General features: G+C 71.5%; 23 protein-coding genes. 8 read left to right on the top strand and 15 right to left on the bottom strand.

Features of this window, described 5'->3' with window-relative positions; all coding sequences use genetic code 11:
* On the top strand, positions 1–855 hold the full coding sequence (locus MIAR_RS11960) for a carbohydrate kinase family protein (protein WP_285636089.1): 855 nt from the start codon (positions 1–3) through the stop codon (positions 853–855).
* A gap of 16 nt (positions 856–871) precedes the next feature.
* Here the strand turns inward: MIAR_RS11960 and MIAR_RS11955 are convergent, their stop codons facing one another.
* The 9 genes from MIAR_RS11955 to MIAR_RS11915 form a co-directional block, all read right to left on the bottom strand.
* Complete coding sequence (locus tag MIAR_RS11955; RefSeq protein ID WP_285636086.1) at positions 872–1,816, bottom strand: SDR family oxidoreductase; 945 nt, start codon at positions 1,814–1,816, stop codon at positions 872–874.
* The gene (locus MIAR_RS11950; RefSeq protein ID WP_285638496.1) at positions 1,813–2,781 is read right to left on the bottom strand and encodes a bile acid:sodium symporter family protein; all 969 of its coding nucleotides are present in this window, start codon (positions 2,779–2,781) and stop codon (positions 1,813–1,815) included. The genes MIAR_RS11955 and MIAR_RS11950 overlap by 4 nt, the downstream gene beginning before the upstream one ends.
* Positions 2,781–4,052 carry a flavin-containing monooxygenase gene (locus MIAR_RS11945; protein WP_285636083.1) on the bottom strand — a complete coding sequence of 424 codons (1,272 nt, stop codon included), beginning with the start codon at positions 4,050–4,052 and terminating at the stop codon, positions 2,781–2,783. The genes MIAR_RS11950 and MIAR_RS11945 overlap by 1 nt, the downstream gene beginning before the upstream one ends.
* 87 nt (positions 4,053–4,139) lie before the next feature.
* Positions 4,140–4,859 (bottom strand): sulfite exporter TauE/SafE family protein, encoded by a 720-nt coding sequence (locus MIAR_RS11940; RefSeq protein ID WP_285636080.1) that lies wholly within the window; start codon positions 4,857–4,859, stop codon positions 4,140–4,142.
* A 41-nt stretch (positions 4,860–4,900) separates the two neighbouring features.
* Entirely contained in the window at positions 4,901–6,061 is a 1,161-nt protein-coding gene (locus tag MIAR_RS11935) for a mannitol-1-phosphate 5-dehydrogenase (RefSeq protein ID WP_285636077.1), read from the bottom strand.
* Complete coding sequence (locus MIAR_RS11930) at positions 6,058–8,067, bottom strand: PTS sugar transporter subunit IIA (RefSeq protein ID WP_285636074.1); 2,010 nt, start codon at positions 8,065–8,067, stop codon at positions 6,058–6,060. Before MIAR_RS11930 ends, MIAR_RS11935 begins: the two co-directional genes overlap by 4 nt.
* A gap of 35 nt (positions 8,068–8,102) precedes the next feature.
* On the bottom strand, positions 8,103–9,758 hold the full coding sequence (gene ptsP / locus MIAR_RS11925) for a phosphoenolpyruvate--protein phosphotransferase (protein WP_285636071.1): 1,656 nt from the start codon (positions 9,756–9,758) through the stop codon (positions 8,103–8,105).
* The gene (locus MIAR_RS11920) at positions 9,755–10,033 is read right to left on the bottom strand and encodes an HPr family phosphocarrier protein (protein WP_285636068.1); all 279 of its coding nucleotides are present in this window, start codon (positions 10,031–10,033) and stop codon (positions 9,755–9,757) included. Before MIAR_RS11920 ends, ptsP begins: the two co-directional genes overlap by 4 nt.
* Before the next feature lie 2 nt (positions 10,034–10,035).
* Complete coding sequence (locus MIAR_RS11915; RefSeq protein WP_285636066.1) at positions 10,036–10,353, bottom strand: PTS sugar transporter subunit IIB; 318 nt, start codon at positions 10,351–10,353, stop codon at positions 10,036–10,038.
* Between the two features lie 161 nt (positions 10,354–10,514).
* Here MIAR_RS11915 and MIAR_RS11910 point away from each other — a divergent pair, with 161 nt between their 5' ends.
* Complete coding sequence (locus MIAR_RS11910) at positions 10,515–12,425, top strand: BglG family transcription antiterminator (RefSeq protein WP_285636064.1); 1,911 nt, start codon at positions 10,515–10,517, stop codon at positions 12,423–12,425.
* Here MIAR_RS11910 and MIAR_RS11905 read toward each other — a convergent pair.
* From MIAR_RS11905 to MIAR_RS11895, 3 genes are read right to left on the bottom strand one after another with little or no spacing between them, the layout of a single operon-like run.
* Positions 12,412–12,678, bottom strand: a complete 267-nt coding sequence (locus MIAR_RS11905) for an HPr family phosphocarrier protein (RefSeq protein WP_285636062.1) — start codon at positions 12,676–12,678, stop codon at positions 12,412–12,414. The two genes, MIAR_RS11910 and MIAR_RS11905, sit on opposite strands and share 14 nt — an antisense overlap.
* Positions 12,675–14,354: a phospho-sugar mutase gene (locus tag MIAR_RS11900; protein ID WP_285636060.1), complete on the bottom strand. Its 1,680-nt coding sequence runs from the start codon at positions 14,352–14,354 to the stop codon at positions 12,675–12,677. Before MIAR_RS11900 ends, MIAR_RS11905 begins: the two co-directional genes overlap by 4 nt.
* On the bottom strand, positions 14,351–15,184 hold the full coding sequence (locus tag MIAR_RS11895; RefSeq protein WP_285636057.1) for a purine-nucleoside phosphorylase: 834 nt from the start codon (positions 15,182–15,184) through the stop codon (positions 14,351–14,353). The genes MIAR_RS11900 and MIAR_RS11895 overlap by 4 nt, the downstream gene beginning before the upstream one ends.
* A gap of 212 nt (positions 15,185–15,396) precedes the next feature.
* Here MIAR_RS11895 and MIAR_RS11890 point away from each other — a divergent pair, with 212 nt between their 5' ends.
* Positions 15,397–16,836, top strand: a complete 1,440-nt coding sequence (locus MIAR_RS11890) for an NAD(P)H-quinone dehydrogenase (protein WP_285636053.1) — start codon at positions 15,397–15,399, stop codon at positions 16,834–16,836.
* On the opposite strand, the gene MIAR_RS11885 is transcribed toward MIAR_RS11890, so the two are convergent.
* Entirely contained in the window at positions 16,833–17,315 is a 483-nt protein-coding gene (locus MIAR_RS11885) for a MarR family winged helix-turn-helix transcriptional regulator (protein WP_285636050.1), read from the bottom strand. The genes MIAR_RS11890 and MIAR_RS11885 overlap by 4 nt on opposite strands.
* Positions 17,316–17,384: 69 nt before the next feature.
* Here MIAR_RS11885 and MIAR_RS11880 point away from each other — a divergent pair, with 69 nt between their 5' ends.
* The gene (locus MIAR_RS11880; protein ID WP_285636047.1) at positions 17,385–18,215 is read left to right on the top strand and encodes an SDR family NAD(P)-dependent oxidoreductase; all 831 of its coding nucleotides are present in this window, start codon (positions 17,385–17,387) and stop codon (positions 18,213–18,215) included.
* A gap of 8 nt (positions 18,216–18,223) precedes the next feature.
* Here the strand turns inward: MIAR_RS11880 and MIAR_RS11875 are convergent, their stop codons facing one another.
* On the bottom strand, positions 18,224–19,993 hold the full coding sequence (locus MIAR_RS11875) for an acetyl/propionyl/methylcrotonyl-CoA carboxylase subunit alpha (protein WP_285636044.1): 1,770 nt from the start codon (positions 19,991–19,993) through the stop codon (positions 18,224–18,226).
* 70 nt (positions 19,994–20,063) lie between these two features.
* A complete protein-coding gene (locus MIAR_RS11870) occupies positions 20,064–20,720 on the bottom strand; it encodes a Maf family protein (protein WP_285636041.1) in 657 nt (218 codons plus the stop codon).
* 41 nt (positions 20,721–20,761) lie between these two features.
* On the opposite strand from MIAR_RS11870, the gene MIAR_RS11865 reads away from it, so the two are divergent.
* From MIAR_RS11865 to MIAR_RS11850, 4 genes are read left to right on the top strand one after another with little or no spacing between them, the layout of a single operon-like run.
* Entirely contained in the window at positions 20,762–21,958 is a 1,197-nt protein-coding gene (locus MIAR_RS11865; RefSeq protein WP_285636038.1) for a class I SAM-dependent RNA methyltransferase, read from the top strand.
* Between the two features lie 30 nt (positions 21,959–21,988).
* Positions 21,989–22,651, top strand: a complete 663-nt coding sequence (locus MIAR_RS11860; RefSeq protein WP_285636035.1) for a response regulator transcription factor — start codon at positions 21,989–21,991, stop codon at positions 22,649–22,651.
* Complete coding sequence (locus MIAR_RS11855) at positions 22,641–23,876, top strand: sensor histidine kinase (protein WP_285636032.1); 1,236 nt, start codon at positions 22,641–22,643, stop codon at positions 23,874–23,876. The genes MIAR_RS11860 and MIAR_RS11855 overlap by 11 nt, the downstream gene beginning before the upstream one ends.
* Positions 23,877–23,906: 30 nt before the next feature.
* Positions 23,907–24,908 (top strand): hypothetical protein, encoded by a 1,002-nt coding sequence (locus tag MIAR_RS11850; protein ID WP_285636030.1) that lies wholly within the window; start codon positions 23,907–23,909, stop codon positions 24,906–24,908.
* Positions 24,909–25,004: the final 96 nt, after the last annotated feature.

Genomic DNA, 25,004 nt, shown 5'->3' with positions numbered 1-25,004 from the left:
ATGAGCTCCGTCTTCATCGCGGGACCCGCCTCCTGGAATCAGCTGGTCGTGCTGGATCGGCTGCCCGAGCCCGTGCCGCACATGCAGTTCGCCGAGGACTCCTGGGAGACCCTCGGCGGCACGAGTGCGGGCAAGGCGCTCAGCCTCACGGCGCTCGGACGCGAGATCCTGCTGTACGCCGTCACGGCGGAGGACGAGCCGGGGCGTCGCGTGCGGGAGGCGCTGGAGCGCGCGGGTGTCGCGACGCGCTGGGCGGACTCGCCGACCACCGAGCGTCATCTGAACCTGATGACCAGGACGGGGCAGCGGGTCTCGCTCTACCTGTCCGGCGCGGCCGCGACCGACGGCGAGGGCGACGCCGGGATCGAGGCCGAGATGGCCGCCGCCGAGGCGATCGTCCTGGACCTCGCCGCGGAGCCGCTGCGGCTCCTTCCTCTCGCGCGGCGCACCGGCCGCCCGATCTGGGTGGACGTGCACGACTACGACGGCGAGGCGGAGTTCCACCGACCGTTCCTCGCCGCGGCCGACGCGGTGTTCTGCAACGCCGACCGCCTGGACGATCCCGTCGCCTTCCTGCGGTCGCGCATCGACGCAGGAGCGACGCTCGCGGTCTGCACGCTCGGTGCGGAGGGCGCCGTCGCGGTCGACGCCGAGGGCGAGATCCATCGGGTCGCAGCAGTGCCGGTCGAGGTCATCGACACCAACGGCGCCGGTGACGCGTTCCTCGCCGGTGTGCTGGATGCCATGCTGCACGGCACGGCGGTGCCCGATGCCCTTGCGGCGGGCGCCCGCTCGGCATCCGCGGTGCTGCGCTCCCGCCACCTGCATCCGCTGCTGGACTCGATCCTGGCCTGAGCCCCGAGTCCCGGCGTCAGCGCGCGACGCCGGGGTGCGTGCGCAGGTACTCCTCGAACGCCTCCCGCGAGGTGCGCTCAGGCGTGTAGCCGAACTCCTCCTTCAGGCGCCGATTGGCCAGCACCGGCCGGTGACGCAGGAAGCGCACCTTCTCCGGACCGTGCTCGGTGAGCCGGAGGGTGTGCCCGACCGCGAGCGCGGCCCCCAGCGCCCAGGCGGGGACGCTCAGCATCCGCTTGCCGAGTCGCGCGGCGATCTCCGGCACCGTCATGCGGCCGTCGCCGGCGACGTTGAAGACGCCGGCCGGGCCGTCGGTCGCTGCGCGCACCATGGCGGCTGCGACGTCGTCGACCCACACGAACACGAAGGGCGAGTCGGAGCCGGACACGCGCAGCAGCCGCGTGCCGTCCCACAGCGCGGTGATCTGGTTGTGCACGGTGGGACCCAGGATCGTCCCGATGCGGAAGATCACCTGCTCGAGCTCGGGATGCTCGTCCCGCGCCTCCGCGAGCATCTCCTCCACGATCCGCTTGTGCCGGGAGTAGGGGAACTCGTCGTTGCCCCGTATGGGGTCGCGCTCGTCGAGCCACTCCGGGCTGTCCGCGTGATATCCGTATGCCGCGCCCGAGCTGGAGACCACGAGGCGGCGCACGCCGGCGTCGATGCACGCATCCAGCACGTTGCGACTGCCCTCGACGTCGACGCGGTACTCCAGGGCGACGTCGCGCCCCGGGTTCACGATGGCGGCGAGATGCACGACCGTGTCGATGCGGTGCCGCCGCAGCACGGGCACGATGCCCGCGGCATCCGTCACGTCGACGCGCTCGGAGATCACGCCGGGGACGGCCGAGTCGCGCAGGTCGCCGCTGACGACGACCTCCACCGACGGATGCTGCGCGAGCAGAGCCGTGACGTGCGAGCCGAGGAATCCGGAGCCGCCGGTGACCAGCACCCGGCTCACGCGGCGGCCGCCTCTGCGGCATCCGATCCGGCGGCGTGCCGGGAGGCGTCGCCGCGCGCCGACCCGGTGCGGCGCCTGGTGTGCAGGGCCCAGAGCCCGGCCAGCATCAGCCCGGCGATGATGTCCCACACGCCCCACCAGCCCGCGACCACCGCCATGCCCCCGAGCCCGTCGAAGAACGCGAAGATCAGGCCCAGACCGAGTCCGGAGTTGCGGATGCCGACCTCGAAGGTCATGGCCTTGCGCTCGGGCGTGCCGAGGCCCCCGACCGCGGCGGTGGAGTAGCCGATCGCCAGCGCCACCGCGTCGTGGATCGCCACGACGATCAGCACGGTGCCGATCACGCTGAGGAACACCGCCCAGTTGCCCGCGAGCGCCCCGACGATGAAGCCGACCAACGCGATCAGGCTGAACCAGCGCACGAACGGCTGCACGCGCTGCGCGAACCGCGGCAGGCGCGCACGCAGCAGCAGTCCCACTGCGAACGGCAGCCCGATGATCAGCACGATCTCCAGCAGCATCTTCCATGGGTCGAGGGCCACGGCGTGCAGCAGGGTACGGGCGGTCGGATGCAACGAGCCCCAGAAGGCGATGCTGAGCGGCATCGCCACGATGTAGACGAGGTTCCCCACGGCGGTCAGCGACACCGACAGCGCCACGTTGCCGCCGGATCGGTGCGTGAGCACCTGTGAGATGTTCCCGGGCGGGCAGCAGGCCACCAGGATCATGCCGAGCGCCATCGACGCGCTCACCGGCAGGATCAGCGTCAGCCCGAACGTCACGGCCGGCAGCACCAGCAGCTGCGCGAGGATCGCGATCACGAACGGCCGCGGATGCCGCAGCACCACCCGGAAATCGGACGGCTTGGTGTCCAGGGCGATGCCGAACATGATGAGCCCGAGGACGATGTTCAGGATGAGCAGCGTGCCCGGCGTGAAGTTGAGGGTGAGCTGGTCGAAGCCCATCACGCCTCCAGGCTGCGGGTCGCGGCGCGCACCGCGGAGCGGTAGGCGTCCTTGTTGACGTAGTACGACATGCGTGCCAGACCCAGGTAGCGGTAGCCGCCGGTGGTGTCCGGCCAGGGCTGCCCACCGACGCGGGCGCGGAAGGCGGCCGCGCGCTCCTCGTCCGCCGCGAGGTAGGCGGCGAGCATCCGTGCCTGCTCGAACCTGCCCTGCCAGCCGATGCCGGATGCCTCGATCATGCCGATGACGTACAGTCCGTTGAAGGAGGCGGGGAAGACGTTCAGGAACAGCTTCGGCGAGGCCTGCTCCCAGTGCAGGTGCTCACGGTCGACGAACGGGTAATCCAGCGTGTACCCGGTCGCCAGCAGGATCAGGTCGTACTCGCCGGACGAGCCGTCGCGGAAGTGCACCGTGCGCCCGTCGAACCGGTCGACGTCGGCACGGACGCGCAGGTCCCCCTGCCCGAGGTGGTTCAGCACCAGGGTGTTCACGATCGGGTGCGACTCGTAGATGCGGTAGTCGGGTTTCGGGAATCCGAACCGAACGGGATCCCCGGTGAAGGCCTTCAGCACCCGCGTGTCGATGAACTGCTTGAGCCGTGCCGGAAGCGGGCGGCCCTGGTTGAGCGTGTCACTGGGCCTGCCGAAGAGGTACCGCGGCACGAAGTAGTAGCCGCGGCGAACGCTCATGTCGACGGATGCCGCGTGGTGCACGGCATCCACGGCGATGTCGCAGCCGGAGTTGCCCGCGCCGATGATCAGCACGCGCTTCCCGGTCAGCTGCCCGGCGCGCTTGTAGGCGCTGGTGTGCATGATGTCGCCGGTGAACTCCCCGGGGAACGTGGGGATGTGCGGCTCGGCGAGCGTGCCGTTCGCGAGGATGACGCCGTCGTAGCGGCGCGGCTCGAGCCCCTCGGCGTGCAGCATCCACCCGCCGTCGGCGCCGTGCTCGACCCGGGTGACCCTGGTGTCGAAGCGGAACAGGTCGCGCAGCCCGAACGCGTCCGCGAAGGAGTCGAAGTACGCCTTCAGCGCGCGATGGCCGGGGTAGTCGACGTCCGAGTCCATCGGGAACTCGGCGAACTCGGTGGTCGTGCGCGAGGAGATGAGATGCGCGGACTCGTACATCGTGCTGCGCGGGTTGTCGATGTCCCAGAGCCCGCCGACACCGGAGGACGCCTCGTAGCCCTCGACGTCGATGCCGCGCAGCTGCAGGGCCCGGGCGGCGGACAGCCCGGAGGGACCGGCGCCGATGACGGCGTATCGCTTCATTTCACTCCCGCACGGCGTCGTGCTCGATCGATGTTCCCCCCGGTTCCTTGATCGTAGCGGTGGGAGAGCGCTTCCTGGAACCGGGGATCAGGTGAACAGAGACGCGGTCGCACGTCCCAGCACGACGAGCGTCCCCGCCCATGCGCACAGCAGCATCACCCGTCGCGCCAGTGCCAGCGGCACCCGCCGTGCGGCGAATGCCCCCAGGATCATCCCTCCTGCCGTGCAGGCGGCGAGGACCGCCAGATCGGGAAGCGGCGTAGCGGGCAGTCCGCGCAGGGCCACCGAGATCGCGCCGTAGCCGAGGAAGACGATCTGCGCGCTCGCCGCGAAGCGCCGCTGCGGCCAGTCGTCGCCCAGCGCGAAGGATGCGAGCGCGGGTCCGGAGAGCCCGCTGGAGGCGTGCATGAAGCCCGCCAGCGCACCTGCGCCGATCGCCCCGGGGCGTCCGCGCACGTGACGCGCGACAGGACCGAGCCACTGGACGCTGAGCGCCAGCACGCCCATCGCGCCGATGAGGAGGAGCAGCGCCGTCTGCGGGAGCGCTGCCGCCGTCAGCGCGCCGAGGGGAGCGGCGACCAGCCCCGCGCCGAGCAGCCACAGCGTTCGCGGCCAGTCCACGTCCCGCCACGCGCTCGGCACGGCGAACAGCGAGGCGATCACGGCCAGCAGCACCGCGATGGTCACGCCCTCGACGGGCCCGTAGACGAGCACGATCGGCCCGATCAGGACCAGGACGAAAGCCAGTCCCGTGACGCGCTGGATGACGGCCGCGACGATCGTCACGAGCGCGGTGAGCACGAGCATGGGACTCCCTGAGGGCGCGGGGCGGCGCGCCCTCAGCGAGCCTAGACGGTTCCCGCGACGGCCGCCGCGCGGGCGGCGAAGGCGTCCCGCACTGCCGGGAGGAGCGGATGCTGCTCCTCCAGCCCAGTCACCTCGAGGGCGAGCAGCCCGGGGTCCTCTGCGCGCAGACGTCGCTGAAGCTCGACCGACTGCTCGTCGGCGGGATCGTCGAAGGCGAGGGCCGCGGAGATCGCGACCAGCAGCGCCTGCGCTCTCAGCCCCGCCTCGACGGCCTCCGCCGCCGGGCCGATGAACCGCTCGTGGCGGGAGAGCTTCCGCAGCGGCTGCCGGCCCACCCGCCAGACGGTGTCGGGCAGCGCCGGGTTGGCGAAGCGGCGCAGGATCGTCGCGCGGTACTCGGCGAGCTCGGCGGGATCCAGGCCGTGCTTGACAGCCAGCAGCGCCGAGGTCTCCTCGAGCGCGGCGGCCACCGCCGCGCTGATCGCGTCGTCCGCCAGGGCGTCGGCGATGCGCTCGTAGCCCGCCTGCGCGCCGAGGTACGCGGTCGCGGCGTGCCCGGTGTTCACGGTGAACAGCTTGCGCTCGATGTAGGGCGCGAGATCGTCGACGAAATGCGCTCCGGGGATGCGGGGCGGATTCTCGCCGAACGGGCCGCGCTCGATCGCCCACTCGAAGAAGGGCTCCACGGTCACGTCGATCCCGGCGCCCTCCGGCTGCCCGGGCACGATGCGGTCGACGGCGGTGTTCGCGAACACCGCCCGGCCGGCGAGGGCCCCCCAGTCCTCGCCGGCCCGCGCGATGATCTCCTGCCTCAGCAGGTCGGTGGCGCCGATCGCGTTCTCGCACGCCATCACCTGCAAGGGGGCCGCCTGCGCGTCCCGGCGCCGCAGAGCGTCGAGGATGGGCGCGGCGACGAACCGCAGCACGGTGGGCCCGACCGCGGTGGTCACGACATCGGCATCCGCGATCTCGGCGATCAGACCCTCCGGGTCCTCAGCGCTGTTGATCGCACGGAAGCCGGTGACCACCGTGTCGGCGCCGCCGTCGCCCACCTCGTGCACCGTGTACTCGTCGGCCGCGTTGATCGCGTCGACGAGGGCGGCGGCGACATCGGAGAACACCAGTTCGTACCCGCCCTGGTGCAGCAGCAGGCCTACGAAGCCCCGGCCGATGTTGCCGGCGCCGAAATGGACGGCCTTCATGCCTCGTTCACCGCCGACAGCAGCGCGAAGAGCTCCTCGGGCGTCGCCGCGGCGTTGAGCGCGGCCACGTCGTCATCGTCGGAGAACAGCTCGGCGATGCTGGAGAGGATCTGCAGGTGCGCACCGTCCTTGCCCGCGATGCCGATCACGAAGGTGGCGCGGTCGCCGTCCCAGTCCACGCCGCCGTCATAGCGGACCACGCTGAGCGCCGAGCCGAGCACGGCGTCCTTCGCCTCGTTGGTGCCGTGCGGGATCGCCAGTCCGTTGCCCATGAAGGTCGACACCGACTTCTCGCGGTCGTGCATGGCCTGCAGGTAGTCGGGCGTGACGGCACCCGCGGCCACCAGCACGTCCGCGGCCTCCTTCAGCGCCTCGTCGCGGGTGGCTGATCCGGGGTGGATGCGCACGCGGTCGGGGGTGAGGACGGCGGATGACGGCGCCTCGGCTGCGGCCTGCTCCTCGGATGCCGCGGGTGCGGCGCCCTGGTTCTGCAGCAGGGTCACGACGTCGTCGTACACCGGGGAGTTCATGAAGTTGTCCACGGACAGGTGCTCGGATGCCGGCGACTGCGCCTTCGCGCGATCCGTGAGCTGCTGCTGCGTGATGACCAGGTCGGCCGTGCCGTCGAGGTTCGCGATCGCCGCGTTGGTGACCGTGACCCCGGGGATGCCCGCCTTCTTGATCTTGTTGCGCAGCACGCTCGCGCCCATCGCCGACGACCCCATGCCCGCGTCGCAGGCGAACACGATGCTCGCGATGGGGCGGGTCGTCACCGCGGTGCCCGCACCGGCGAGCGAGCCCAGGACGCTCGACTTCTTGCCCTTGTTGGCCTCGGTCTGCGCGACGGCGGCCGCGAAGGCGTCCTCCTTGGCGAGGTCCTTCCGGCGGCTGGCCCGCAGGATGAGGCCGGCGATCAGGAAGGTCACGGCGGCCGAGAGGACGACGGACAGGATCACGCCGACGTAGTCGGTGCGATAGGTCTGGCCGAGCACCGCGATGATGCTTCCCGGCGCCGCGGGGGCGATGAGTCCGGTGTGGAACAGCATGTTCGTGGTGACGCCGGTCATTCCGCCGGCGATCAGGGCCAGGATCAGCACGGGCTTCATCAGGGCGAACGGGAAGTACACCTCGTGGATGCCGCCGAAGAACTGGATGACAGCGGCGCCGGGAGCCGAGGCCTTCGCCGCCCCCAGCCCGAACAGCGCGAACGCGAGGAGCAGGCCGATGCCGGGGCCGGGGTTGGCCTCGAGCAGGAACAGGATCGACTTGCCGCTGTCGGTCGCCTGCTGCGTGCCCAGCGGCGTGAGCACGCCGTGGTTGATCGCGTTGTTCAGGAAGAACACCTTGGCGGGCTCGATGATGATGCTCGTCAGGGGGAGCAGGTTGGTGGCGACGAGCCAGTTCACGGCCGCGGAGAGCACGTTCATGATGCCGTTGACCAGCCAGGCCACCGGATAGAAGCCGACGACGGCCATCACGAAGCCCCAGATGCCGGCCGAGAACATGTTCACGAGCATCTCGAAGCCGGCCTTGATCCGGCCCTCCCACAGGCCGTCGAGCCACTTCATGGTGTAGGCGGCCAGCGGGCCCATGATCATCGCGCCGATGAACATGTGCACCTGCCCCAGCGCCCGGAACGTGTCGGCGGTGTTGCCCGCGTCCACCCAGGCGTGCAGATCGGCGGCGTTCACCTGAGCGATCAGGTAGTCGGATCCGGCGATGGCGCCCATCACGGCGATCGCCGCGACCACTCCGCCGCGGACCTTGTAGACCAGCGTGCCGCCCGTGTAGGCGATGACGATGGGCAGCAGGTAGTGGATCATCGGGCCGACCAGCTCGGCCAGCTGCGCGTTCGGAGTCCATCCGGCGGGGATGAAGAAGGCGGTGATGATGCCCCACGCGATCAGGGCGGGGATGTTCGGCATGATCATGCCGGACAGGAACGTGCCGAATCGCTGCACGCCCACGCGGATGCCGCCACGGGTGGCGGGTGACGTCGTCGTCATGGTCTTCTCTTTCTGATGCGGGGTGGGGGAAGGGGTCAGTGCTGTGCGGCGTCGAGCGCTGCGGCGCGGGCGCCGGCGGCGTCGTCCGCCAGAAGTGCGGAGGCCGCGATGCGGCGCGCGTCCTCGAGGGTGTGCTGCGAGATCGAGCGGCGCACGTCGGAGAGCGCGGACGGCGCCATCGACAGGCTCGTGGCACCCAGGCCGACGAGCACCACGGCCAGCAGCGGATCCGCGGCGGCCTCGCCGCAGATGCCGACGGGCTTGTCCAGGCGGGCGCCGGCGTCGCCGACCTCACGGACCAGGCGCAGCACCGCGGGGTGCCAGGGGTCCTGGAACCCCGCCACGGAACCGAGCAGCCGATCGGCGGCCATCGTGTACTGGGTGAGGTCGTTGGTGCCGATGGAGGCGAAGTCCGCGTGCGCGAGGACCCGGTCGGCCAGGAGCGCGCTCGCCGGCACCTCCACCATCACACCCGCGGTCCTCAGGCCGTACTCCTTGGCCAGCGCCGTGAAGTACGCGGTCTCCTCGACAGTGGTCACCATGGGCGCCATCACCCAGAGGTCGGCCGCGGTCGCGGCATCCGCCTCGGCCAGCGCGGTCAGCTGCTCGCGCAGGATGTCCTCGCTGGCGCGCAGCGCCCGGAGTCCCCGCAGGCCCAGGGCCGGGTTCTCCTCGTGCGCGTCGTTGAGGAACGCCAGCGGCTTGTCGGCGCCGGCATCCAGCAGCCGCACCACGACCTTCCGGCCCTCGAAAGCGCTCAGCAGCTCGACGTACGCGGCGCGCTGCTGCTCGATGGTCGGGGCCTGCGAGGCCCCGAGGAAGAGGAACTCGGTGCGGAACAGCCCGACGCCCTCCGCGCCGCGCGCCACGGCGTCGGCGGCGTCGGCGGGCTTGCCGAGATTGGCCAGCAGGCTGATCGGCGTGCCGTCGGCGAGAGCACCCGGGCCGGCGGGCGTGGCGTCCTCGGCGGCGCGCGAGGCGATCCGTTCGGCTGCCGCGGCGAGCTCCTCCGAGGTCGGGGAGTCGTTCACGGTGCCGGCCGCCGCATCCACGATGACCGTCGTGCCTTCGGTGAGAGCAGCCGCATCCGCAGCGCCGACGACCGCGACGATGCCCTTCTCCCTGGCCAGGATGGCGGTGTGCGATGTCGGGCCGCCGTCGGAGGTGACCAGTGCCAGCACCTGGTCCAGCTTCAGCAGCGCCGTGTCGGCGGGGGCGAGATCGCGTGCGACCAGGACGAACGGGTGTCCGGGGTCGGGCACACCGGGAGCTGCGACGCCCTGCAGGCGGGCCAGCACGCGCTGCGCGATGTCGTCCAGGTCAGCGGCGCGCTCGCCGAGGTACCCGCCCACGGCCTCGAGCGTCGCGCGGAACCCCGCGAACGCGTCGTGCACGGCCCACTCCGCGGTGGCTCCCTCGTCGATGCGCGCATCGACCTCGTCCGTCAGCGTCGGGTCCTCGGCGATCATCGCCTGGGCCTCGAGCACGTCCTGGGCGGCGCCTCCGGCGGCATCCGCCCGCTGCTGCAGGTCCGCGGCGACGGCGGTCATGGCCTCGCGGGCGCGCACGCGCTCGGCGTCGGCCCCGCGGGCGCTGGTCTCGTGAGCGGGCTCGGGCAGGGCCGGCGCCATGCGCACGACGGGACCCGTCGCGATGCCCTGACCGATGCCGACTCCGCGCAGGATGCTCATGCGGCCTCGTCGTGGTCGGTGGTGAGCACCTCGACGAGCGAGTCCAGCACGGCCTCGGCGTTGTCTCCGTCGGCGCTGAGCACCACGTGGTCGCCGAAGTCGATGCCCAGCGCGACCACGGCCAGGATGCTGGCGGCGTTGACGGGCTTGCCGGAGTCCTTCGCGATCGTCACGGGGATGCCGGACTCCTTCGCCGCCTGAGCGAACAGCTTGGCGGGGCGGGCGTGCAGCCCGTGCGAGGAGCCGACCCGGACGGTGCGGGAGATGGCGGTCATGGTCATTCCTTCCGGTCGTGCGGCGCGTCCATCGCGTCGCGAACGAGGCGCAGCGTGCGGCTGCCGTCGATGTCGGTGAACGCGTCGGCCGGGAGGACGACGACGCGGGAGGCGGCGGGGAGGGCGGAGCGGATGCCGTCGGCCTGCGCAGCCAGATGCGGGCCGACCAGCACGAGGTCGACCCCGACGGCCGTGAGCGCGGTGCGCTCCGTGCCGGCCTCGGTGCTCCAGTCCAGGCCCGAAGCGGATGCCGCGCGCGCGAGGCGCTGGGCCACGAACGTGCTCGACGCTCCGGCGCCGCACACCACGAGAATCCGCATCGATCTCCCTCTCCATCCGCTCGCCCCAGTCTCGCCCTCGCTCTCAGCGCTCTTCCAGCAACGTTGCTTCCGCCCCCGCGGAACACCGGTTTCCGCCCCCGACCGCGCGCCGGCTGGCATCATGGAGGCGCAGGGATCATCTCGGCGAGGAAGGCGGGCGGATGTCGCGGCAGCGTCAGGATCAGCTGCTCGCCGTGCTCCGGCGGGAGGACTCCTGGGCGACGGCGGCGAGCCTGGCCGACCAGCTGGGCGTCACACCGCGCAGCATCCGCTCCTACGTCGCCGCCCTGAACGCGCGCACCGCGGGCGCCGTGGACTCCGGGCCCGCCGGCTATCGGGCCGGTGCGGGGGCCGCCGCGGCGGCGGGGACACCCGACGCGCAGGGCACGCCGCGCGCCCGCCTGCACCGGCTGATCCGCACGCTCGTCGATGAGGCCGACGGCATCGACGTCTACGACACCGCCCTGGCGCTGCACGTGAGCGAGACGACGCTGGAGAACGACCTGGGACGGGTCCGTGCGCTGCTGGACGGAGGACGCGTCGCTCTGGAGCGCGACCGGGATCGGGTGCGGCTGCGCGGCGACGAGCAGGCCCTCAGGCGCCTGCTCAGCAGGCTGGCCCAGGACGAGATGGATGCCGGCCCGCTTCGCCCGGAGGCGCTGCAGCGGGCACTCGCTCCAGAGGCCGTGCCGGCCGCCGCGATCGGGCCCTTCAAGTCGGCGCTCGTGCGCGAGCTCGGCGACCTGGGGTACTACGTGAACGAGCTGGCGATCAGCGACGTGCTGCTGCACATCACGATCGCCGCCGAACGCGTCGCTGCGGGGCGCGCTCTCGCCGAGCGCACCGACTCCGCCTCGGCGGCGGTGCGGGTGGTCGGGTCCGCGATCGCGCGGCTCGCGGACCAGCACTTCGGCGTCGCGCTGGGTGACGGGGATCGCGAGCACCTCGCCAACCTGGTCCTCACCCGCGTCGTGGCACCGGGCGAGCAGCCACCCGCCGACGCGGCGCGGATCGTCGACGCCGAGGTCGTCCAGGCCGTCCGAGCGGAGATCGAGCAGGCCGCGCGCGACTACCAGGTGGACCTGGTCGATGAGGCGTTCATCGTGCGCCTGGCCCTGCACGTGCAGAATCTGCTGCACCGGGCGCAGGAGAGCGCGTGGACCCGCAACCCGCTCACGCAGTCGCTGAAGTCGTCCTACCCGATGATCTTCGACGTCGCGGTCTCCATCGCCAGCGGACTGCACGACAGGCTGGGCGTGCCCCTGCAGGAGGACGAGATCGCGTACATCGCGATGCACGTCGGCGGACGGCTGGAGCGCAGCCGGGCCGCGGACACCATCCTCACCGCCACGATCGTCTGCCCCGGCTACCGCGAGCTGCAGGAGCTGCTGCACTCCAGCGTGGATCGCTCACTGGGGAGGCTGATCGAGGTCGTCCGGGTGGACACCAGCATGGACCCCGACTGGTCGGCCATCGACACCGACCTGGTGCTCAGCACGATCCCCGCGGCGGGGACGGATGAGCGGGTGGTGCGCATCACGCCTTTCCTCGCCGAGACGGACATCGAGCGCGTGCAGCAGGCCGCCGCCCGCATCCGCCGCGCGCGCCGGCTCAGCCGCCTGCGGGAGGAGCTGCAGCGGTACTTCTCCGCGGACGCATTCCTCTCGCCGGTGCCGGATGCCGGCGAGGAGACGATCATCCGGATGCTGGGAGGGATGCTCACAGCCGGGGGCCTGATCGGCGATGACTACATCTCGGGCACTATCGAGCGGGAGCGGATGTCGTCGACGGCGTTCACGGACGCGCTGGCCGTCCCGCACGCGCTGCAGATGACCGCGCGTCGCACGGCCATCGCGATCGGAATCGCCGACGGCTCGGTCGCGTGGGGCGCGGGGCGGGTGCAGGTCGTCGCGCTCGCCGCGTTCAGCGAGGACGACAGGGACGCGTTCCAGACCGTCTTCGAGCAGCTCGTCGAGGTGTTCAGCGAGCGCGAGAGCGTGCAGCGCATCGTCCGGCGCGCGACGGGATTCGACGCGTTCCTTGACGAGCTGGTCGCCGTCATCGATGGCTGAGCACGGCCTCCAGCGCGTCGAGCAGTGCCGGCGCCTCCGGGGAGTCGGCCACCTCGAAGGTGATCTCGTCCCCGGAGGCGATCGCCAGATCCATCACGGCCAGCACGCTGGTCAGGTCGGCGGTCCCCCCGGAGCGGGTGGTGACCCGGACCGGGGACAGGTGCGACTGCGCCAGGCGGGCGAGCTCGGCGACGGGGCGTGCGTGGGCGCCGTCGTCGACGCCGACCACGACCCGCCGGCGCAGGACGGTCATCCCCGCTCCGCGAGCAGCTCCCGCACCGCGGCCTCCAGCTCGGCCACGGCGGCGGCCGCATCGGAGGCGGAACCGGCCTTGGCGTCGATGTAGATCTTCAGCTTGGGCTCGGTGCCGCTGGGACGGACGACCACGCGCGAGCCGTCGGCGAGGCGGTAGCGCAGCACGTCACCGGCGGGCACGCCGGCTCCGCCGCGCGCGAGGTCCTCGGCGGTGGCGACGGCCCTGGTGCCGAAGGATGCCGGCGGCTGGGCCCGCAGGGACGTCATGGTGTTCGCGATGATCGACAGGTCGTCCACGCGCACCGACACCTGACCACTGGCGAAGTGACCGATCTCGGACCCCAGCTCCTCGAGGAGCCCGGCGATCGTGACGCCGCGGACGCGGGCGTCGGCGGCGAGGCCCAGCAGCGCGACGGCGGCCGAGATGCCGTCCTTGTCGCGCACGGTGCCCGGGTTCACGAGGTAGCCGAGGGCCTCCTCGAAGCCGAAAACCATGCCGGGTGCTCGGGAGATCCACTTGAAACCGGTGAGCGTCTCGTGGAAGTCCAGGCCGTAGGCATCGGCGATCGCGCCGAGGCCGGGGGAGGACACCAGGGAGCAGGCCAGGGAGGCGCCGGGCGCGCTCTGCGCGGCCTTCGCCGCGCGCCAGCCCAGCAGCAGGCCGACCTCGTTGCCCGTCAGGCGGCGCCAGCCGCCCTCGGCGCCCTCGTCGGGGATCGCCACCGCGAGGCGGTCGGCGTCCGGATCGTTGGCGATGATGAACTCGGCGTCCACCGCACGGGCCCGTGCGAAGGAGAGGTCCATCGCGCCCGGCTCCTCGGGGTTCGGGAACGACACCGTGCGGAACGTCGGGTCGGGGTCGCGCTGCTCGTCGACGACACGCGGCGCCGGGTAGCCGGCGGCCTTGACGACGCGCGAGAACGTCTCCCAGCCCACGCCGTGCATCGCGGTGTACACCCAGCGCATCTCCTGCACGCCGAACGGCGCGTGCGCGACGGCCGCGGTCGCGGCGACGTAGGCGTCCACGACGTCCTCGCCCGCCACCTCGTACGCGTCCGAGCGCGGCAGCAGGCCCACGTCGCCGGCATCCGCCACGCGCTGGATGTGCGCGGCGATCTCGGCGTCCGCGGGGGAGACGATCTGCGAGCCGGCATCCGAGCCGCCCAGGTACACCTTGTAGCCGTTGTCGTTCGGCGGGTTGTGGCTGGCGGTCACCATCACGCCGGCGTCCGCGCCGAGGTGGCGCACGGCGAAGGCGAGCACGGGCGTCGGCAGCAGCCGGGGGAGCAGGATCGCGCGCAGACCCGCACCCGCGAACAGTTCCGCGGAGTCCACGGCGAAGCGGCGCGAGTTGCGGCGGCCGTCGTAGCCGATCACGACTGTGGGGCGCGCGTCGTCCGAGCCGGACCGCTGCAGCAGGTAGCCGGCGAACCCGGCCGCGGCCTGGGCGATCAGCACGCGGTTCATGCGATTGCTGCCGGCGCCGAGGGCGCCCCGCAGACCGGCCGTGCCGAATGCCAGGCGGGTCGAGAAGCGGTCCTCGAGGTCGGCCGCCGCGAGCGTGTCGCCGGCCGCGGCGCGGGTGATGATGCCGGCCAGCTCATCGCGGGTCTCGGCATCCGGATCCTGGCGCAGCCAGGCGCGCGCCTGGCCGAGGCGCTCCGCGGCGCTCACAGCGCCTCGATCACGCGGGCGAGCAGCGCGGAGATGACAGGCTCGGCCTGCTGTCCCGCCTCGATGACCTCCGCGTGGCTGAGGGGCGTCTTCTGGATGCCGGCGGCCAGGTTGGTGATCAGGGAGAAGCCCAGGATCTCCATCCCCGCCTCGCGGGCGGCGATCGCCTCGAGCGCGGTGGACATGCCGACGATGTGGCCGCCGATGGTCTTGGCCATCTGCACCTCGGCCGGGGTCTCGTAGTGCGGACCGCGGAACTGGGTGTAGACGCCCTCGTCGAGGGTCGGGTCGATGCTGCGTGCGATGTCGCGGAGGCGCTTCGCATACAGATCGGTCAGGTCGATGAAGGTCGCGCCCTCCAGGGGGGAGTCGGCGGTGAGGTTGATGTGGTCGCTGATCAGCACGGGCTGTCCCGGCTTCCAGGTCTCGCGCACGCCGCCGGCGCCGTTCGTCAGCACCATGATCTTCGCGCCCGTGGCGGCGGCGGTGCGCACGGAGTGCACCACGCGGCGCACGCCGTGTCCCTCGTAGTAGTGGGTGCGTGCGCCGATGACCAGCACGTTCTTCCCGGAGGCGGTGCGGATGCTGCGCAGCGTGCCCACATGGCCCTCGAGAGCCGGCTTGGAGAACCCGGTGACCTCGGTCGCGGGGATCGTCGCGACGGTCTCGCCGATGAGCTCCGCGGCCTTGCCCCATCCGGAGCCGAGGGTGAGCGCGATGTCGTGGTGATCGACCCCGGTCAGCCGCGCGATGTCTTCCGCGGCCTGGGCGGCGACCTCGAACGGCTTCGCGTCGGGCGCGTCGAGGGGGTGCGTGAGAGTGTCTTGCATGAGTCCACTCTAGGAATGTGCGGGGCGCACTGCCAGTACGGAGGACCAGCACGGGTCGCGGGGCACAGCCGTCACGGATCCGGCCGCCGGTACGGAGGACTTGCACGAGTCCGGGGGCAGCAGTCACGGGGTTGGCCGCCGGTACGGAGGACTTGCACGAGTCCGGGGACAGCAGTCACGGGGTTGGCCGCCGGTACGGAAGAATAGAGACCATGTCTCAGACTTCCTTCGCGAATCAGCAGAGCGTGGCCGTCCTCGGCGGCGGCCCCGGCGGATATGAGGCAGCACTCGCCGCCGCCCAGCTGGGCGCCGATGTGACCCTCGTGGAGCGGGTCGGGGTGGGCGGTTCCGCCGTGCTGACGGATGTCGTCCCGTCGAAGAGCCTGATCGCCACCGCGGATGCCGCCGTCGCGATCTCGGAGGCCAGCGACCTGGGCGTGCAGTTCTACGCGAAGGGTGCTCACGGCAAGCCGCTCAAGCCCGAGATCGCCATCAACCTCGCCGCCGTCAACAAGCGCCTGGTGGCGCTGGCGGGTCAGCAGTCCGAGGACATGCGCTCCACGCTGCTCGAGGCCGGCGTGCGCATCCTCTCCGGCCATGGCCGCCTGGAGGGCCCTAACGCGATCGTCGTGGCCACCGGCCCCGGCGGCACGGACTTCGATCGCATCGAGGCCGACACGATCGTCGTCTCGGTCGGCGCCTCGCCGCGCGAGCTCGATTCCGCGAAGCCCGACGGGGAGCGCATCCTCACCTGGACCCAGCTCTACGACATGAAGGCTCTGCCCGAGCACTTGATCGTGGTGGGCTCCGGCGTCACGGGCGCCGAGTTCGCCTCGGCGTACATGAACCTGGGCGCCGAGGTGACGCTCATCTCGAGCCGTGACCAGGTGCTCCCCGGCGAGGACGGCGACGCCGCGAAGGTGCTGGAGAAGGTCTTCAAGCGCGGCGGCATGCAGGTGCTGTCGAAGTCGCGCGCCGACAGGGTGGAGCGCACCGAGGACGGCGTGCTCGTCACCCTCTCCGACGGGCGCACGGTCGAGGGCAGCCACTGCCTGATGGCCGTCGGGTCGATCCCCAACACCCGGGGCATCGGGCTGGAGGAGGCCGGAGTCGAGCTGACCGAGTCGGGGCACATCCGGGTCAACCGGGTGGCGCGCACCTCGGTGTCGAACATCTACGCGGCCGGCGACTGCACGAACTTCTTCCCGCTGGCATCCGTCGCGTCGATGCAGGGACGCACGGCGGTCTTCCACGCCCTCGGCGACATCGTCATCCCGCTCGAGCAGCGCAAGATCACTGCGAACATCTTCACCGCGCCCGAGATCGCCACGGTCGGGTTCTCGGAGCAGGACATCGAGAACGGCGCCGCCGACGGCATCGCCTACAAGCTCCCGCTGGCCGCCAACCCCCGCGCGAAGATGATGGGCATCAAGGACGGGTTCGTGAAGGTGATCGCCCGCAAGGGCTCGGGCACCGTCATCGGCGCCGTCGTCGTCGCGCCCAAGGCATCCGAGCTGATCTTCCCGCTGGCCGTCGCCGTGGAGCGCCGGCTGAACGTCGACCAGGTGTCGCGCGTGTTCGCGGCGTACCCGTCGCTGTCCTCCAGCATCACGGATGCCACCCGCGCGATGCACATGGTGAACATGGGCTAGCTCGGCGTCCAGCTGCTCTCGGAGTCGATCGTCGCCGAGATCCGTGCGCTGAGGGCTCCGAGCTGTCGTGCCTGCGAGGCGGTGAGCGGGTCGAAGACCAGGGCGCGCACCAGCGCATGGTGTGCCGGCGTGGATTCGGTGACCTTGGCGTGCCCGGCGTCGGTGAGCAGCCCGAGGGTGAAACGACCGTCGGTCGGGTCGATCTCCCGCCGGACCCAGCCCTGCTTCTCCAAGCGCGAGATCGCGCGGGACATCCGCGACAGGGTGCAGCTCGCGTAGGAGGCGAGCACGCTCAGTCGCAGACGACGCTCGGGGGAGTGATCCAGGGCGTACAGGATTCCCTGCTCGAAATGCGTCAGCCCGCTGTCGCGCTGCAGCTGTGCGTCCAGCGCCGTGGGCAGCCTCTCCAGCAGGGTGGCGACGGCCGCCCAGATCTCGAGTTCCTGGGCGCTCAACGGGGACGCAACTGCTTCGGGCATGTCGCCAGCCTACGCAGAGTCGACTTGCTCAGGCAAGTCACCTCTGCGTACCATCACTTGACTGAGCAAGTGAATTCGCGTGTCGAGCATGAGAAGGAGAAGAAGCACATGGACCTGGGGTTGCACGGCAGGACGGCATTCATCAGCGGTTCCACGCAGGGGATCGGGTACTCGATCGCATCGGCCCTCGCGGCCGAGGGGGCGGCGGTGACCCTGAACGGACGTGATCCTGTTCGGGTGTCCGCCGCTGTCCACAGACTGCGGACGGAGCACCCGGGATCTCCGGTCTCCGGACTCGTCGGTGACGTCGCCGACCCAGGCGCGGTCGACGCGCTGCTTGACAGGCTCGGCGAGGCCGACATCCTCGTGAACAATGCCGGGCGCTTCGGCCAGGCGGACTTCTTCGCCATCGACGACGATGAGTGGCTGCGCTATCTGGAGGTCAACCTGATGGGTGGCGTTCGGCTCACGCGCCGTCTGCTCCCGGGGATGCTGCAGCGCGGCTGGGGGCGGGTCGTCTTCATCAGCAGCGAGTCAGGCGTGAACGTACCGGCCGACATGATCCACTACGGCGTCACCAAGGCGAGCATGGTGGCACTGGGCAGCGGGCTGGCCAAACTCACCCGTGGCACGGAGGTCACCGTGAACACGGTGCTGGGCGGACCCACGTATTCGGAGGGGGTCGCGGCGGCCGTCTCCACGGTGGCCGAGACCCGGGGGCTTCCGGCCACGGCGGTCAAGCAGGCGATCATCGAGGGCAATCGGACGACGTTGCTCGAGCGGTTCATCGAGCCCGCCGAGATCGCCGCTCTGGTCGCCTACCTGGTCAGTCCCTTGGCATCGGCGACCAACGGTGCCGCCGTCCGCGCGGACGGAGGGGTGCTCACCGGAATGCTCTGAGCATGCGATCAGCTGATCGTGAGCAGCTGATGCCCGGCGGAGACCGTGGTCCCGGGGGCGGCGTCGATGTTGCCGATCACGCCGTCCTTGTGCGCCTGCAGCGGCTGCTCCATCTTCATGGCCTCGAGCACCACGACCAGGTCGCCCTTGACGACCTGCTGGCCCTCCTCGACCGCGACCTTCACGATCGTGGCCTGCATGGGCGACTTCACGGCATCGCCCGAGGCGCCTGCGCTGGCGGTGCTGGCGTGCGTCCGTCGGGACGGCGGAACGGCGGCGGGGCGGCCGGCGGTGCCGGAGACCGGTGCGGTCACGCGGTCGGGCAGGCTCACCTCGAGGCGGCGTCCGCCGACCTCGACGACGACGGTGTGACGACCGGGCGCGGCGGCCGGGTCCTCCAGCTCGCCGTCCCAGGCGGGGATGTCGTTGACGAACTCGGTCTCGATCCAGCGGGTGTACACGCCGAACTCGCCGTTCTCGGCGGTGAATGCGGGGTCGCGCACCACCTTGCGGTGGAACGGCAGCGCGGTCGGCATGCCGGCGACCTCGAACTCGTCGAGCGTGCGGCGGGCGCGCTCCAGCGCCTCGGCGCGGTCGCGGCCGGTGACGATCAGCTTGGCCAGCAGGGAGTCGAACGCGCCGGAGACCGTGTCGCCCGCGGTGACGCCGGAGTCCAGGCGCACGCCGGGGCCGCCGAAGGTCTTGAACACCTTGATGGGGCCCGGCTGGGGCAGGAAGCCCCGGCCCGGGTCCTCGCCGTTGATGCGGAACTCGAAGGAGTGGCCCTGCGGGGTGGGGTCGTCGTAGTCGATGGTGCCGCCGGCCGCGATCCGGAACTGCTCGCGCACGAGGTCGATGCCGGTGACCTCTTCGGAGACGGGGTGCTCGACCTGCAGGCGGGTGTTCACCTCGAGGAAGGACACGGTGCCGTCGGCGCCGATCAGGAACTCGCAGGTGCCGGCGCCCACGTAGCCGACCTCCTTGAGGATGGCCTTCGACGCGGCGTACAGCTGCTCGTTCTGCTCATTGGTCAGGAACGGCGCGGGCGCCTCCTCGACGAGCTTCTGGTGCCGGCGCTGCAGCGAGCAGTCGCGCGTGGAGATCACGACGACGTTGCCGGCGGCATCCGCCAGGCACTGCGTCTCGACGTGGCGCGGCTTGTCGAGGTACTTCTCCACGAAGCACTCGCCGCGGCCGAACGCCGCGACGGCCTCGCGGGTGGCCGACTCGAACAGCTCGGCGACCTCGCCGAGCTCGCGGGCGACCTTGAGGCCGCGTCCGCCGCCGCCGTAGGCGGCCTTGATCGCGATGGGCAGGCCCACCTTCTCGGCGAAGGCCACGACCTCCTCCGCGGTCTCCACCGGCCCGGGGGTGCCAGGAGCGAGGGGTGCACCGACCTTCTCAGCGACGTGACGCGCGGTCACCTTGTCGCCGAGGGCCTCGATCGCCTCGGGCGACGGGCCGATCCAGATCATGCCGGCGGCGATCACGGCGCGCGCGAACTCGGCGTTCTCGGCCAGGAAGCCGTAGCCGGGGTGCACGGCATCCGCGCCCGAGCGGCGCGCGACCGACAGGATCTTGTCGATCTGCAGGTAGGTCTCGGCGCTCGTCGAGCCGTCGAGCGCATAGGCCTCGTCGGCGAGACGCGCGTGCATGGCGTCGCGATCCTGGTCGGCGTACACGGCGACGGAGGAGATCCCGGAGTCGCGGGCGGCGCGGACGATGCGTACGGCGATCTCGCCGCGGTTTGCGATGAGGACCTTGGCGATAGCAGGCATGGGTTTCAGCCTAGCGGGGGTTCCGCCGGTTCTTTTGACGACTCTCGACAAGATATCGAGGGAACTGTCATCAGGAACCTACGGAGGCGCTCCAGAGGTCCGTCCAGGTGACGCCGAGCTCGGCGGCGAGGCGGCGCAGGGTGGACAGCGACATGCCGACCACCGTGGACGGGTCGCCGTCCACTCGGGTGATGAAGGCGCCGCCCAGGCTGTCGACCGTGAACGCACCCGCCACCAGCAGCGGTTCGCCGGTGGCGATGTAGGCGTCGATCTCGGCATCCGTCAGGTCGTCGGCGAAGGTGACGCCCGCCTCGGCGACGGCGGTCGCCTCGACGGGGGCGTCGCCGGGGGAGACCCGGAAGACGGAATGGCCGGAGTGCAGCACCCCGGTGGCGCCGCGCATCAGCCGCCAGCGCTCCCGGGCGGCCTCCGGCGTGTATGGCTTGCCGTAGACCTCGCCGCCGAGCGCGAACATCGAGTCGCCGCCGATCACGATCCCGTCGAAGTCCGGATGCTCCAGCGGCAGCCTGCGCGCGACGTCCGCGGCCTTCGCTCTGGCCAGCAGCAGCACGAGCTCCGCGGGCGCCAGCGGCGCGCCGCGCTCGGCCTCGGCCGCCGCGCCCACGGCGTCCTCGTCGACCTCGGGCGAGAAGATGAGCGGCTCGATGCCGGCCTGCCGCAGCAGCATGAGTCGGGCGGGGGACGTGGATGCCAGGCAGACGCGCATGCTCCCACGATAGGGCGCTCGCGGTGTGGGATCCTGGAACGATGACCTCCTCGCAGCCCACGCTCGACCTCGACATCATCGGAATCGCGCACGGCGGCACCTTCATCGCCCGGCACGAGGGACGGGTCGTGTTCGTCCCCGACGCCGTCCCCGGCGAGCGGGTGCGGGCTCAGATCACGGATGCGAGCAAGGACTCCTTCTGGCGCGCCGAGACGCTGGAGGTGCTCGATGCTTCGCCGCACCGACGTGCGCATGTGTGGGCGGAGGCCGACGTGTCGCGCGCGCCCGAGGACCGGGTCGGCGGCGGGGACCTGGGGCACATCGCCCTCGACCATCAGCGCGTGCTCAAGCGGCAGGTGCTGCAGGAGGCGCTGGACAAGTTCGCCGGCGCCGGGATCGACGCCCCCGAGGTGCAGGCCGTGGACGCGGGTGACGGCACCGGCTGGCGCACGCGCGTCTCCCTGCACGTCGACGCCGACGGTCGCGTCGGACCCTACGCGGCGCGCAGTCACCGCGTGATCGACGTGGCGACGCTGCCGCTGGCCCGTCCTGCGGTGGCCGACGCCGCGTTCGCGCTCCGGGCGCAGAAGCCCGGACGCGTGGATCTCGTCGAGCCGGGCGACGGGCGTGTGCGTGTACTGCCCCGGCCCGAGGGCGGTCGCCGGGGCAAGCAGGAGAGCGTCTACGAGACGGCGGGCGGACGCCGGTTCGCGCTGGACGCCGGCGGGTTCTGGCAGGTGCACCCGCACGCCGCCGACACGCTGCACCAGGCCGTCGGCGACGCGCTCGCCGGCCGCGTCGACGCGGATGCCACGCACTTCGACCTGTACGGCGGCGTCGGGCTGTTCGCGGCGACGCTGGGGGAGCAGGGCGCGAGCGACATCGTCACCGTCGAGTCCGACCGTCGCGCCACCGAGCACGCCCAGCAGAACCTCGCGGCGTTCGACGCGCAGGCCGTGACCGCTCGGGTGGACCGCTTCCTGGCAGGTCTGCCCGAAGGCACCAGGGCGGGCGCCGTGGTGCTCGATCCGCCTCGCGCCGGCGCCGGACGCGGGGTCGTCGAGTCCATCCACGCCCTCGATCCGGAAGCGATCGTCTACGTGGCGTGCGATCCGGTCGCTCTGGCGAGGGACCTCGGCACGTTCCGCGGGCTGGGCTGGGGCGTCACCTCGCTGCAGGCGTTCGACCTGTTCCCGCACTCGCACCACTTCGAGGCCGTCGCCCTGCTCTCGCGCTGAGTCCAGGCGGGCACTGGGTAGGCTGGCGGCATGAGCACCGTCGCCCTCATCGACGACCACGAGTCGGTTCGTCTGGGACTCGAGGCCGCCTGTCTGCGTGACGGCGAGCAGGACGTCGTCTTCTCCGGGGCCACCGTCCGGGAGTACCTCGCCTGGCGTGCGGCGTCGGGCGCCCGGCCTGCCGACGTGGTGGTGCTGGATCTCACGCTCGGCGACGGCACGACCGTCACCGAGAACGTCGCGACGCTGGTCGCCGACGGCGCGAGCGTGGTCATCCACAGCGTCGCCGATCGCCCGGCATCCGTGCGGGAGGCGCTCGTCGCGGGAGCGGCGGGCGTGGTCAGCAAGTCATCCGCGCTGGACGACGTGCTCGACGCGATCCGCACCGTCGCTCGCGGCGAGGCGCTGAACAACGTCGAGTGGGCCAGCGCCGTCGACGGCGACCGCGAGTTCGCCGATGCCCAGCTGTCCACTCGCGAGCGCGAGGTGCTGCGCCTGTACGCGACGGGGCTGCCGCTCAAGGCGGTCGCGGAGCGGTTGGGCGTGGCGTACTCGACCGCGAAGGAGAACATCACCCGCATCCGGGTGAAGTACGTCGAGGTCGGGCGACCTGCGCCCACCAAGGTCGATCTGCTGCGCCGGGCGATGGAGGACGGCATCGTCGCGCCGGAGGGCCTGACGAGTGCCGGCTGAAGCCCGCAGCATCCGAGACGCCTGGAGCAGCCTCCCGACCCCCGGCGAGGTGGGCATCGGGCTGGAGCGGTTCACCGGCCAGCGCATGGAGCGCATCCTCGCCATCGTCGGGGCGATCGGCTCGACGGCGCTCGGCATCCAGGCGCTGCTCGGTGCCGTGACCCGCCTGATCCGGCTGGACGGCCCGCACCTGGCGATCATGCTGCTGGTGTTCCTGCCGCTGCTGTGGATGATCATCGCGTGCGTGACCGGACGATGGGTCAAGCAGGCGTGCGGAGCGTTCGCCGTGGCCTACGCGCTGGCTCTGATGCTGTGGCCCGCGGTGGTGGATCGCTCGATCCAGGAACCGGCCGCGCAGCCGTGGATCTTCTTCCTGGTGAACATCTGCGTGGTCGCGGCGATGCTGGCTTTCCCCGTGCGGCTGCAGTTCGCCTGGGCACTCGGTGTGCCGCTGGTGTACGGCTACGTGCGGCTCGCGCAGGGCGACTTCACGCAGGGCTTCTGGATCACCACGGGATTCGACGTGTCGTTCACGATCATCCTCGGCATGGTGATCGTGTCCCTGGCGTGGATGTTCCGGCAGGTGGCGACCGGCGTCGACGACGCACGCGACATGGCCGTGGAGACGTACGCGGGCGCGGCCGCGGCATCCGCGTCCGAGGAGGAGCGGGTCGCGATGGCGGCGCTGATGCACGACAGCGTGCTGGCTGCGCTGATCGCCGCCGAGCGGGCCTCGAGCGACCGGGAGCGGACGCTCGCGGTCGCGATGGCGCGCGAGGCGCTGACGCGGCTGGCCAACACCGAGGCGTCGATCGCCCAGGAGGGCAGTGATGAGCCGGTGAACCGTGCCCAGGTCGTCGCGGAGCTGCGTCGGACCCTGTCCGAGCAGGGAGCGGATGCCGTGGTCGAGGAGCGCGGCGTGCCGGCGGACATCCCCGGCAAGGCGGCGCGGGCGATGGTGCTGGCGGCGCGGCAGGCGATCGGCAACGCTCTGATCCACGCGGGCGGGCGCGGACTGCATGTGGTGGCGGAGTCGGCGGACGCCGATCGGCTGACCCTCACGGTGCAGGACACCGGGCCGGGGTTCGATCCGGATGCCATCGGCGAGGACCGTCTGGGCATCCGCGCCTCGATCATCGCGCGCATGGCGGCCGTCGCCGGGTCCTCACGGATCACGTCAGATGACCGCGGCACCGTCGTCGAACTGACCTGGGAGCCGTCATGAGCTGGGAACTGTCATGAGTAGGGAGCCGTCATGAGACGCACCGTACGCAGCATGACCACCGCGCTCGCCCTGGGGTTCGCGCTGTACTTCGCCGCGCGTGCGATCTGGTGGATCGAGCAGCCCACCGCGCCGCTGCTGATGGTCGCGGCGATCGGACTGTACCTCGCGGCGGTCCTGACCGCCGTGCTCGCGTCGTCGGCGGGATCCGTGCGGATGCCGGTGGGGGCCGCCGTGTTCGCGCTGATCGCGAGCGCCGTGGTGCCCGCCTTCGCGAGCATCGCGCTGGAGCGCGAGATGCGGAGCGCCCCGTTCGCGACCTGGTACATCGGCGCGATCGGACTGCTGGCCGTCGTCTGCGTGGTGCGGCGGAATCCGATCGTGGGCTGGGTGTCGCTGGGCATCCTGATCACCGCGGCATCCGCCTACCTGGGCATCGGCAACGCCTTCGAGCTCGGGCTCGTGGGGTCGATCACGTGGGTGGTGGTGGCGCAGCTGCTGGTGCTCTTCTGGGATCGCGCCGTCCGGGACACAGAGCGCCTGGCGGACGTGCAGCGCGCGGTGTCCGCCTGGCATGCGACGCAGCTCGTCCGGCAGCGGGAGCGTCGTGTGCGTGCGCAGCGGGCGCTCGCGATCGCAGGGCCCGTGCTCTCGCGGACCGTGGCCGCGCATGGCGAGCTGACCCCGGAGGAGAAGCTGGAAGCCCGGCTGGCGGAGGGCACGATGCGGGACGAGCTGCGCGGGGCGGTGCTGCTCAACGACGCAGTGCGCCAGGCCATCTCGGATGCCCGCAGGAACGGGAGCGTCGTGACCGTGTTCGACGAGGGCGGGCTCGACGGTGTGGATGAGGATCGCCGCAACGAGATCCGCGATGAGCTCGCGACGGTGCTGGCGAGCGTGCATTCGAACCGCGTGATCATCCGCGCGGGGCGCGACGACGAGATCGCCGTGACGGTCGTGGGCCGTGCAGCCGGCGGTGCGCACGACGACGATGCCGTCGATCTGTGGCATGAGATCCGCCGCACCGCGGACTGAGACGCCCGCGCTCCGATACGCGGACGCTGAAAAAGCGAAATCCCGCCGGCTGGACTCCGGCGGGACACGACTTTCGAAGAGAGTGGGCGAGGGGCG

This window comes from Microbacterium arabinogalactanolyticum (genome assembly GCF_030268005.1).
In the GTDB taxonomy this organism is placed as follows: domain Bacteria; phylum Actinomycetota; class Actinomycetes; order Actinomycetales; family Microbacteriaceae; genus Microbacterium; species Microbacterium arabinogalactanolyticum.
The sequence above is the reverse complement of the archived record's forward strand: the minus strand, read 5'-3'. Positions and strand labels throughout refer to the sequence as shown.

What these genes read in the sequence shown, in the direction of transcription:
- MIAR_RS11890 (WP_285636053.1), top strand. Translation starts at nt 15,397, where the DNA reads ATGTCTCAGACTTCCTTCGCGAATCAGCAGAGCGTGGCCGTCCTCGGC.
- ptsP (WP_285636071.1), bottom strand. Translation starts at nt 9,758, where the DNA reads ATGAGCATCCTGCGCGGAGTCGGCATCGGTCAGGGCATCGCGACGGGT.
- MIAR_RS11960 (WP_285636089.1), top strand. Translation starts at nt 1, where the DNA reads ATGAGCTCCGTCTTCATCGCGGGACCCGCCTCCTGGAATCAGCTGGTC.
- MIAR_RS11910 (WP_285636064.1), top strand. Translation starts at nt 10,515, where the DNA reads ATGTCGCGGCAGCGTCAGGATCAGCTGCTCGCCGTGCTCCGGCGGGAG.
- MIAR_RS11950 (WP_285638496.1), bottom strand. Translation starts at nt 2,781, where the DNA reads ATGGGCTTCGACCAGCTCACCCTCAACTTCACGCCGGGCACGCTGCTC.
- MIAR_RS11940 (WP_285636080.1), bottom strand. Translation starts at nt 4,859, where the DNA reads ATGCTCGTGCTCACCGCGCTCGTGACGATCGTCGCGGCCGTCATCCAG.
- MIAR_RS11865 (WP_285636038.1), top strand. Translation starts at nt 20,762, where the DNA reads ATGACCTCCTCGCAGCCCACGCTCGACCTCGACATCATCGGAATCGCG.
- MIAR_RS11875 (WP_285636044.1), bottom strand. Translation starts at nt 19,993, where the DNA reads ATGCCTGCTATCGCCAAGGTCCTCATCGCAAACCGCGGCGAGATCGCC.
- MIAR_RS11850 (WP_285636030.1), top strand. Translation starts at nt 23,907, where the DNA reads ATGAGACGCACCGTACGCAGCATGACCACCGCGCTCGCCCTGGGGTTC.
- MIAR_RS11935 (WP_285636077.1), bottom strand. Translation starts at nt 6,061, where the DNA reads ATGAAGGCCGTCCATTTCGGCGCCGGCAACATCGGCCGGGGCTTCGTA.
- MIAR_RS11895 (WP_285636057.1), bottom strand. Translation starts at nt 15,184, where the DNA reads ATGCAAGACACTCTCACGCACCCCCTCGACGCGCCCGACGCGAAGCCG.
- MIAR_RS11885 (WP_285636050.1), bottom strand. Translation starts at nt 17,315, where the DNA reads ATGCCCGAAGCAGTTGCGTCCCCGTTGAGCGCCCAGGAACTCGAGATC.
- MIAR_RS11915 (WP_285636066.1), bottom strand. Translation starts at nt 10,353, where the DNA reads ATGCGGATTCTCGTGGTGTGCGGCGCCGGAGCGTCGAGCACGTTCGTG.
- MIAR_RS11930 (WP_285636074.1), bottom strand. Translation starts at nt 8,067, where the DNA reads ATGACGACGACGTCACCCGCCACCCGTGGCGGCATCCGCGTGGGCGTG.
- MIAR_RS11905 (WP_285636062.1), bottom strand. Translation starts at nt 12,678, where the DNA reads ATGACCGTCCTGCGCCGGCGGGTCGTGGTCGGCGTCGACGACGGCGCC.
- MIAR_RS11870 (WP_285636041.1), bottom strand. Translation starts at nt 20,720, where the DNA reads ATGCGCGTCTGCCTGGCATCCACGTCCCCCGCCCGACTCATGCTGCTG.
- MIAR_RS11945 (WP_285636083.1), bottom strand. Translation starts at nt 4,052, where the DNA reads ATGAAGCGATACGCCGTCATCGGCGCCGGTCCCTCCGGGCTGTCCGCC.
- MIAR_RS11860 (WP_285636035.1), top strand. Translation starts at nt 21,989, where the DNA reads ATGAGCACCGTCGCCCTCATCGACGACCACGAGTCGGTTCGTCTGGGA.
- MIAR_RS11920 (WP_285636068.1), bottom strand. Translation starts at nt 10,033, where the DNA reads ATGACCGCCATCTCCCGCACCGTCCGGGTCGGCTCCTCGCACGGGCTG.